Source organism: Streptomyces cahuitamycinicus (assembly GCF_002891435.1).
Classification (GTDB): domain Bacteria; phylum Actinomycetota; class Actinomycetes; order Streptomycetales; family Streptomycetaceae; genus Streptomyces; species Streptomyces cahuitamycinicus.
This window is the reverse complement of record NZ_POUC01000373.1, coordinates 1-7,918: the sequence shown is the minus strand read 5'-3', so window position 1 is coordinate 7,918 and position 7,918 is coordinate 1. Positions and strand designations below refer to the sequence as shown.

General features: G+C 70.9%; 10 protein-coding genes. 5 read left to right on the top strand and 5 right to left on the bottom strand.

Annotation, left to right across the window (positions count from 1 at the left end; translation table 11 throughout):
- Positions 1-296 precede the first annotated feature (296 nt).
- Both C1J00_RS33525 and C1J00_RS33520 read right to left on the bottom strand, forming a co-directional pair.
- The gene (locus C1J00_RS33525) at positions 297-1,532 is read right to left on the bottom strand and encodes an LmeA family phospholipid-binding protein (protein WP_102912735.1); all 1,236 of its coding nucleotides are present in this window, start codon (positions 1,530-1,532) and stop codon (positions 297-299) included.
- Between the two features lie 58 nt (positions 1,533-1,590).
- Positions 1,591-3,408, bottom strand: coding sequence for a bifunctional metallophosphatase/5'-nucleotidase (locus C1J00_RS33520; RefSeq protein ID WP_102912734.1), 1,818 nt, complete (start codon positions 3,406-3,408; stop codon positions 1,591-1,593).
- A 145-nt stretch (positions 3,409-3,553) separates the two neighbouring features.
- On the opposite strand from C1J00_RS33520, the gene mshD reads away from it, so the two are divergent.
- Together mshD and C1J00_RS33510 are read left to right on the top strand one after the other, a co-directional pair.
- A complete protein-coding gene (mshD, locus tag C1J00_RS33515; RefSeq protein ID WP_102912733.1) occupies positions 3,554-4,480 on the top strand; it encodes a mycothiol synthase in 927 nt (308 codons plus the stop codon).
- A complete protein-coding gene (locus C1J00_RS33510) occupies positions 4,477-5,004 on the top strand; it encodes a GNAT family N-acetyltransferase (RefSeq protein ID WP_245936602.1) in 528 nt (175 codons plus the stop codon). Before mshD ends, C1J00_RS33510 begins: the two co-directional genes overlap by 4 nt.
- Positions 5,005-5,007: 3 nt before the next feature.
- On the opposite strand, the gene C1J00_RS33505 is transcribed toward C1J00_RS33510, so the two are convergent.
- The gene (locus tag C1J00_RS33505; protein WP_102912732.1) at positions 5,008-5,283 is read right to left on the bottom strand and encodes a hypothetical protein; all 276 of its coding nucleotides are present in this window, start codon (positions 5,281-5,283) and stop codon (positions 5,008-5,010) included.
- Complete coding sequence (locus C1J00_RS33500; protein ID WP_102912731.1) at positions 5,280-5,495, bottom strand: hypothetical protein; 216 nt, start codon at positions 5,493-5,495, stop codon at positions 5,280-5,282. The genes C1J00_RS33505 and C1J00_RS33500 overlap by 4 nt, the downstream gene beginning before the upstream one ends.
- A gap of 137 nt (positions 5,496-5,632) precedes the next feature.
- On the opposite strand from C1J00_RS33500, the gene C1J00_RS33495 reads away from it, so the two are divergent.
- Together C1J00_RS33495 and C1J00_RS33490 are read left to right on the top strand one after the other, a co-directional pair.
- Positions 5,633-6,451, top strand: coding sequence for a helix-turn-helix domain-containing protein (locus tag C1J00_RS33495; RefSeq protein ID WP_180989786.1), 819 nt, complete (start codon positions 5,633-5,635; stop codon positions 6,449-6,451).
- A 2-nt stretch (positions 6,452-6,453) separates the two neighbouring features.
- Positions 6,454-6,651 (top strand): DUF397 domain-containing protein, encoded by a 198-nt coding sequence (locus tag C1J00_RS33490; RefSeq protein ID WP_102912730.1) that lies wholly within the window; start codon positions 6,454-6,456, stop codon positions 6,649-6,651.
- Positions 6,652-6,681: 30 nt separating this feature from the next.
- Here C1J00_RS33490 and C1J00_RS33485 read toward each other — a convergent pair whose 3' ends face one another.
- Positions 6,682-7,611, bottom strand: coding sequence for a LysR family transcriptional regulator (locus tag C1J00_RS33485; protein WP_102912729.1), 930 nt, complete (start codon positions 7,609-7,611; stop codon positions 6,682-6,684).
- A gap of 90 nt (positions 7,612-7,701) precedes the next feature.
- Between C1J00_RS33485 and C1J00_RS46015 the strand changes: the two genes are divergently transcribed.
- Positions 7,702-7,918 (top strand): hypothetical protein (locus tag C1J00_RS46015; protein ID WP_219728389.1); only part of this gene is annotated, 217 nt, incomplete at its 3' end.

Here is a 7,918-nt window from a genome sequence, read left to right as displayed (position 1 = left end):
GGGCGGGAGAGGCGGCCGCGGGGGAGGCGAGCGCTCCACCGAATGCCGTGACGCAGGCCAGCAGCGCCCCCACGCAAGCTGTTCCGCGGTGGTTCTTTTGAGGCACGACATCCCCTTCTGAGCATGTGCGAAGGTGAGCAGCCCATCAGCGGACCACTCACGGGAGCACGAAACTAGAAGGGAAGCCGAACAGAGGTCAACACATCAGCACACAAGTTTCACCTACGGCCCCGAGGCCAGACCGGTTCCGGATGATTTCTCCGTCCGAGGGTGACGGCGACAGGTCGCGGGCGTCCTCAGTCGCCCACCGTCAGCCCCGAGCCCGACAGCCGCACCCGGATGCCGTCCTCCTCCACCCGTACGTCCTCCAGCTTCACGTCGCCCTGCTCCGGCTTCGGCAGCTCGAACGCCAGGGCGAGCCGGTCGGCCAGGACCGGGCGGGTCAGGCCCGACAACTCGCCGAGGAGGTCGGGGTCGAGGCCCAGGCGCTTGAGCACCTCGGGGTTGTTCAGGGCGAGGTCGATGAGGTTCAGGCGTTCCGCCTGGCGGGCGAAGCGCGGGGAACCGGTCAGCTCGGCGAGCTTGCCGTCGTCGGCCAGGGCCTGGTCCACGGTCGCCTCGGGCACGCCCATGCGCTGCACGATGGCCGGGACCGACAGCAGCGCCTTGGCCTTCTGCGTCTCCCTGGCCAGGTCGGCGGACGCCTTGCGCGTCAGGTGCAGTCCCTCCGAGGCGCGCTTGCCGGGGCGGTAGGTGGCCAGGTCCCCGATGTCCAGGCGCATACCGCCGATCTCCGTGGCGATGCCCCGCTCCCCCTGCCGCTGGATCCGCGCCTCGGCCCGCAGCTTGAGGTTGTGCCCGGCGACCGGCAGGGTGCCGCGGGCCCGCACCCGGTCCCGGCCCTCGCCGGTGAACGTCACCTGGGAGGCGCCGAGTTCGCGGTTGAGGTCCTCGAAGGACAGCACGACGTCCCCGTCGAACCGGGGGACGTCGGCGCCGCGCACGGACGTCAGGCCGTCGGCGTTGAGCCGTACATCGTGGGCCGTTGCCGACACCTTGGCCAGCGAGACCCGGTCGGCGGCGACGTCCGGGACGGTCACCTTCACCGACTCCAGCCGCTTCTCGGCGAGTTGGGTGAGGAAGGGGAAGCCGCCGATCTCCACCTCGGGCGCGGCGGCCAGGTCCAGGCGGTCCTTGAGCGTGTCCGCGGCCCGGTGCTCGGCGTACAGCACGGCCCAGCGGTCGCCGAGAGCGGCGAACGAGGCGAGGACGACCAGGCCGACGACCGCCTTCACGGCGAGCGGCAGTCCGGCGAAACGATTCTTTCGCCGTCGGCCGCCGCGGCGGTGGCCGGGCGGCGACCAGTCCGGCTCCGGTACGTGCCGCTGCTCGGCGTCCTCGCCGAGGAAGTCCTCCAGAGGGGTCGCCTCCAGAGGCCCGTCGTCGAGTGCGCCGAGTTCCTCATAGGGGTCGCGAGGCTGCTCGGAGCGGTCGTCGGGATGATGCGTGTCCATGCGGTGGGGGGTGCGCATCGTCTCATCCGACCATGCGCACCGCCCCGTCCCGCAACCTGAACCCCGGGTATGCGACTTACTTCACGATCGTGATGCGGTCCGCCTTCGGCGGGGCGATCGGTTCGGCGGCCGAGGAGTTGGCCGTCAGGTACTGCTCCAGCGCGGTCAGGTCGTCGGCGCCGACGACGTCGTTCGTGCCCTGGCCGAGGGTCGGGAAGCCGTCGCCGCCGCCCGCGAGGAAGCTGTTCGTCGCGACGCGGTAGGTGGCCGCCGGGTCGATGGCCGAACCGTTCAGCCTGATGCTGTCCGTGACCACCCGGTCGGCGCCGGACTTGGTGAGGTCCAGGGTGTAGGTCAGGCCGGACGAGACCTGAAGGACCTTCGGGGCCGCCGCGTTCGGGCCGGACACCTGCTCCTTGAGCACCTGGATCAGCTGCGCCCCCGTGAAGTCCTGGAGGTTCACGGTGTTCGCGAACGGCTGGACCGTGAAGCCCTCGGCGTAGGTGACGACACCGTCGCCCTCACCGGCCTTGGCCGCGTAGGTCAGGGGCGCCCGGATACCGCCCGGGTTCATCAGCGCCAGGTCCGTCTCCGCATCGAGCTGCTTGCCGTGGGCGAGCTGGGCGTCGGCGATGAGGTCGCCGAGCGGGGTCTCGGTGCCGGTGTTGCCGATGTCGCCGGAGATGTAGCCGATCGGCTTGTTGCCGATGGGCGCGGCCAGCGTGTTCCACTTGCTGATCAGCTCGGTCATGTCGGGCGCCTTGGGGACGTCCCGGGTGACCACGCGGTTCGCGGACTTCACCGCCGTACGGGCGATGTCGCCGGTCCTGCGGTCGTACGTCAGCGTGGTGTCGGTGTAGAGGCGGCCGAAGGACGCGGCCGAGGTGACCATGCGGGGCTTGCCCGCCGGGTCGGCGATGCTGCACACGTACGCGTTGTGGGTGTGGCCGGTGACCAACGCGTCCACCTGCGGCGTGACGTTCTTGGCGATGTCGACGATCGGGCCGGAGACGCCGTCGCCCGCGCCCGGGGAGTCACAGTCGTAGTTGTACGACGTGGACGCCGGGAAGCCGCCCTCGTGGATGAGGGCGACGATCGACTTCACGCCCTTGCGCTGGAGCTCCTTGGCGTACTTGTTGATCGTCTCGACCTCGTCCTTGAAGGACAGGCCCTTGACGCCCTCGGCGGAGACGATGTCCGGGGTGCCCTCCAGGGTCACGCCGATGAAACCGACCTTGACGCCGTTCTTCTTCCACACCCAGTAGGGCTTGAGGATCGGCTTCTTCGTCTTCTCGTCGAGGACGTTGGCCGCGAGGTAGGGGAAGTCGGCGCCCTTGAACCTCTTGTCCGTGTAGCAGCCGTCCTTCGGGTGGCAGCCGCCCTTCTGCAGCCGGGACAGCTCCTTGGCGCCCTCGTCGAACTCGTGGTTGCCGACCGAGGTGACGTCGAGGTCGAGCTTGTTCAGCGCCTCGATGGTCGGCTCGTCGTGGAAGAGCCCGGAGATCAGCGGTGAGGCACCGACCATGTCGCCGCCGGCGGCCGTGACGGAGTACTTCTCGCCCTTGCGGGCCTGCCGCAGGTGCGTGGCGAGGTACTCGACGCCACCGGCGTCGATGGTCTTCGTCGTGCCGTCGTGCTGGTGCTCGGTGACCCGGCCGGACGAGCCCGCCGGCGGCTCCAGGTTGCCGTGCAGGTCGTTGAAGGACAGCAGCTGCACGTCCTGGTAGCGGCCGGGCCAGTGCCCGCCCTTACGGTGGTCCTCGCCGGCGGTCGCCGACCCGGGCAGCCCCGCGGCGGCCAGCGCGCCGGCGGTGACGACACCGGCGGCGAGAGCGGCGAAACGATTCGTACGACGTCTCCGACGCTCTGGATGCGCCGGTGAACTGGCTGGCATACGCCCCCCTGTGGGTCTGCTGGGACAGTGATGTCGTCCGGCGCAGCCTAGAGTCAACGCGCGTAGCGCGACAGGCCTTTCGTGGTTACGACCTGGTTGCTTCTTTGCCGCCGATTTGCCGGTGGCGCCCCGTACCCTCGTACGCATGACCAGCGACGACACCGTACGGCCCGGAAGCCCCCGCTCGATCGAGACCCTTGCCGCGCTCTCCGCGGAGCAGACCGAGGCCGTGCTCGGACTGCTCGACGAGGCGGCCCGGACCGACGGTCAGCAGGCGGTGTCCGAACAGGGCCGGTTGCAGTTGCGTGGCGGCGAGCGGGAGGGCGTGTCCCACCTGCTGCTCACCGCCGGCGGGGAACTTGTGGGTTATGCCCAGCTGGAGGACACGGACCCGGTGGAGCCGCCGGCCGCCGAGCTGGTCGTGCACCCCGGGCATCGCGGGCACGGGCACGGACGCGCGCTCGGCTCGGCGCTGCTGGCCGCGTCGGGAAAGCGGCTGCGGGTCTGGGCGCACGGCGGGCACTCCGCAGCCCGGCACCTCGCCCAGGTCCTCGGCCTGACCCTGTTCCGTGAACTGCGCCAGATGCGGCGGCCGTTGACCGACTTCGACGCGCCCGACCCGGTGCTCCCCGAGGGAGTCACGGTCCGCTCCTTCGTCCCCGGCGAGGACGACGCGGCCTGGCTCGCGGTCAACGCCGCCGCCTTCGCCCACCACCCCGAGCAGGGCTCCCTCACCCAGCGCGACCTCGACGACCGCAAGGCCGAGCCGTGGTTCGACCCCGCGGGGTTCTTCCTCGCCTTCCGCGGAGACGAACTCGTGGGCTTCCACTGGACCAAGGTGCACGCCGAGGAGGGCCTGGGCGAGGTGTACGTCCTCGGCGTTGGTCCGGGCGCGCAGGGCGGCGGCCTCGGCAAGTCCCTCACCACGATCGGGCTGCGGCATCTGGCGGGGCGGGGGCTGCCGACGGCGATGCTCTACGTCGACGCCGACAACAAGGCGGCGGTGTCGGTGTACGAGCGGCTGGGGTTCACCACGCACGAGGTGGATCTGATGTACCGGACGGAGACGTGAGCTCTCCCGCGATACCGGGCCTGAGCGTCCGCCCGGCCGCCGCGTCCGACCTCGCCGCCCTGGTCCGGCTCCGCGATGACGCCGCCCGCTGGATGCTGGCCCGTGGCGTCACCGGGCAGTGGCGGCCGGGTGAGCTGGACGAGGACCACTTCCGCCGGGTCATGGCCCACGGCGAGGTCTGGCTGGCGGAGGCCGACGGGCGTATCGCCGGTGCCTGGGAGCTGTGGTGGGAGGACGAGGACGCCTGGGGCCCGCAGCCGCCCGTGGCCGGGTACGTGCACCGGCTGATGGTGGACCGGACCGCCACCGCGCCCGGGACGGGCCGGCTGCTGCTGGACGCCGCCGAGCGCCGAGTGGCCGAGGCGGGACGCACCCGGGTGCGCCTGGACTGCCTCGCGGGCAACGCACAGCTCAACGCGTACTACGTCGGCGCCGGTTACCGGGTCGTGGGGCGCAAGGAGGGCAAGCCGCAGCCCGGCGGAGCGCCCAAGTCCTTCACGCTGCTGGAGAAGCGGCTCGGGTAGGCGTCAGGCCCGCCGGTGGGCGATGCGCTCGCCCCGGCTCGCCGCGACGCGCAGGACCTCCCCCAGCGACTCCACCGCCCTGACCAGTGCGAAACGCAGCGCGTGCTCACCGGCCCCGGCATCGCCGAGTACGGCCCCGGCGCCGGCGAGCACCTGCTCCGCGGAGGCCAGTTGAACGGCCTCGATGTCATCGGCGAGCCGGGAGAGGCGGCTGTCGGGGTCGTCGGTGCTGAGGTAGCAGGGCCGTCCGTCGGTCCCGGTCCAGGGGAGCAGCCTCATACGAACACCTCCTCGGCGCGCAGGTACGGCCGGACGAGCGGGCTGTCCAGGACCAGGGGTTCCGGCGGCCGAGGGCTGGGGACCGGCGGGAAGTGGGGAAGCACCGACGGCCGCCGGGCCGACACCGCTCGATGACGCCCTCGCGCGGGCAGCAGGCTCCGCAGGAGAGCGAGCAGCAGGAGCTCGCAGAGTTCGGCGATGTGCAGGCGCACGAGGGTGTCCCTTCTCAGGGCAGAGGATGGGCATGACGTGCGGTGATTACCGTTCGCGCCTCGATGATCACTGATCGTGCGTACGCTGCGGAAGAGGTCCGGTGTTGTCTGGCGCTCAGGCAACGGGGAGGGATGACGTGGGCGAGAAGGTTGACGCGGAGCCGGTCTCCGGGCGGGCGATGCTCGGGCAGACGCTGAAGGTCCTGCGGGAGAAGGCCGGGAAGTCACTGGGGCAGCTGGCCGACGAGACCGGCTACGAGAAGAGCTATCTGAGCCGACTCGAGTCCGGCCAGCGGCTCTCCAAGGTGACGGTCATGGAGGACCTGGACGGGTACTACGGCACGGGTGACCTGCTTTTGAGCCACTGGAAGGCGGCTCGGCTGGATGCGTTCAAGGACCAGTACAAGTCGTACATGGCTGCGGAGGCGACAGCCCGGATCATGTGGGTGTTCTCGCTGGGGATTCCAGGACTTCTTCAGACGGAGGACTTCGCCCGGGAGGTGTTGTCTGGGGCTCAGACAACGGCCGACGGTGACGAGGCTGTCGAGGAGCAGGTGGCGGCGCGGCTCGGACGTCAGTACCTGCTGAGGCAGAAGCCGGAGCCTGAGGTCCGGATCATCATGGACGAGTTCGCGCTCCGACGCCCCGCTGCCCGGGGCAAGACCTGGCAGGACCAGCTGCTTCATCTTGAGGCAGCCGCGTTGTGGCCAAACGTGGCGCTCCAGGTACTGCCGTTCTCGACGGGCGCGCATCACCATATGAACGGGTCGTTGACGCTCCTCTGGCAGAGGGAAGGGGTTGCCGTTGCCTACAAGGAAGGCAACGGTTGCAGCCGGTTGATCGAAGATCCGGACGAAGTTCTGCGGCAGCGGCTGTCCTACGATCGGCTCCGCGATCTGGCGCTGTCCCCGTCGGACTCGCTCGCCTTCATCAGGGACGTAGTGAAGGAGCACTGACCATGACGGGTACCCCCGACCTCAGCGCCACGGAGTGGCGCAAGTCGAGCTACAGCGAAGGGGGAGCCAACGACTGCGTCGAGGTCGCCGACAACTGCCCCGGCATCATCCCGGTCCGCGACAGCAAGCAGCCCCAAGGCCCGATACTCGTGTTCGGCGTGACCCCTTGGGCGTCGTTCCTCACGTATGTCACCACCTGACTGTCGCGCCGCTCAGGACTCGGGCCCCGGTCACTGCGCCCAGGACGGCCTCCAGAGCTCGCCCTCCGGCGGTCGGGGCCGGGTCGCCACCAGGTAGTCGCGCAGGGCCGTCAGGCCCGGATGCGGGTTGTCCGTGCGCCAGAGCAGTGAGTGCGGGTAGACCGGGACCGGGTCCACGAGCGGGACGAGCCGCAGGTCGTGGTCGACCGGCCAGACGTGCGGGGTGCGTTCGCTGAGGAAGGTCGCCACGGTCGGGGACCCGGCGATCGTGTCGAGGAGCGCCTCCAGGCCGAAGTTGGGCCCGATGGTGTCGATGGCCGGGCCGAAGTCCGCGGCGAGTTCCTCGTAGTAGGCGTGCCACTCCGTCCCGGACACGTTCCCCGGCATCCAGATCCGGTGCCCGGCGAGCTGCGCGGTCGTCACCCGGTCGGCCCGGGCGAACGGATGGCCGGGGCCGACGCACAGCCGCAGCGGCTCGTCGAGGACCGGGGTGGCCGTGATGCCTTCGGGGAGCCGCTGCCCGGGCATGGTGACGGCCCGGAAGGTGGCGTCGACGGCCCCGTCCCGCAGGGCTGTCACGGCCGTCTCGAAGTCGAACAGCGTGACGACGTCCAGCGCGGTCTCCGGGTGCGCCCGGTGGAAGTGCTGCACCAGCCCGCCGGGTGCGGCCCGCCGCCCCACGACGTCCACCCGCAGCGCCCGGTCACCGGGCCGCACGGCGGCCGTCGCCCGCTCCTCGGCCCGGAGCAGGACCCGGGCGTGCGGCAGCAGAGCCTGCCCGTCGATGGTGAGCTCCGCCCCGCGCGGTGTACGGACCAGCAGCCGCACCCCGAGGTCCTTCTCCAGCGCGGCGATCCTCTTGGAGACGGCCTGCTGGGTGAGGGCCAGATCCACGGCGGCCTTCTGGAACTGCCCGGAGTCGGCGATCGCGACGAAGGCCCGTACGGCTTTGAGGTCCACGAGGGGCAGCGTAACCGCACAACTGGTGGCTGTCGGAGAGGCCGGTGAACCGGAGCCTTCAGGCCGGATGCGCAGGCCGGATGCGCCCCTTTGCACAACCACTCGACGTACTGGAGCCGGACCCGCCGCCGCAACGGCTCCACCGCACCCGGCACGCCCACGAGCACCGCCCCGGCCGGCACCACCGCCCACCGATCATGCGCCGCCGCCCACCGCTCGTCCCGCACCGGCACGAGCAGCGCCCACCGCTCCGGCCAGAACAACCCGACGCGGGCCCCTCGCAAGCCCCCGCAGGGCCCCCGCGGGC

Bases quoted from the DNA above. Each gene is read 5' to 3' on its own strand.
- mshD (WP_102912733.1), top strand. From the start codon at position 3,554: ATGACCAGCGACGACACCGTACGGCCCGGAAGCCCCCGCTCGATCGAG.
- C1J00_RS33525 (WP_102912735.1), bottom strand. From the start codon at position 1,532: ATGCGCACCCCCCACCGCATGGACACGCATCATCCCGACGACCGCTCC.
- C1J00_RS33505 (WP_102912732.1), bottom strand. From the start codon at position 5,283: ATGAGGCTGCTCCCCTGGACCGGGACCGACGGACGGCCCTGCTACCTC.
- C1J00_RS33490 (WP_102912730.1), top strand. From the start codon at position 6,454: ATGACGGGTACCCCCGACCTCAGCGCCACGGAGTGGCGCAAGTCGAGC.
- C1J00_RS33520 (WP_102912734.1), bottom strand. From the start codon at position 3,408: ATGCCAGCCAGTTCACCGGCGCATCCAGAGCGTCGGAGACGTCGTACG.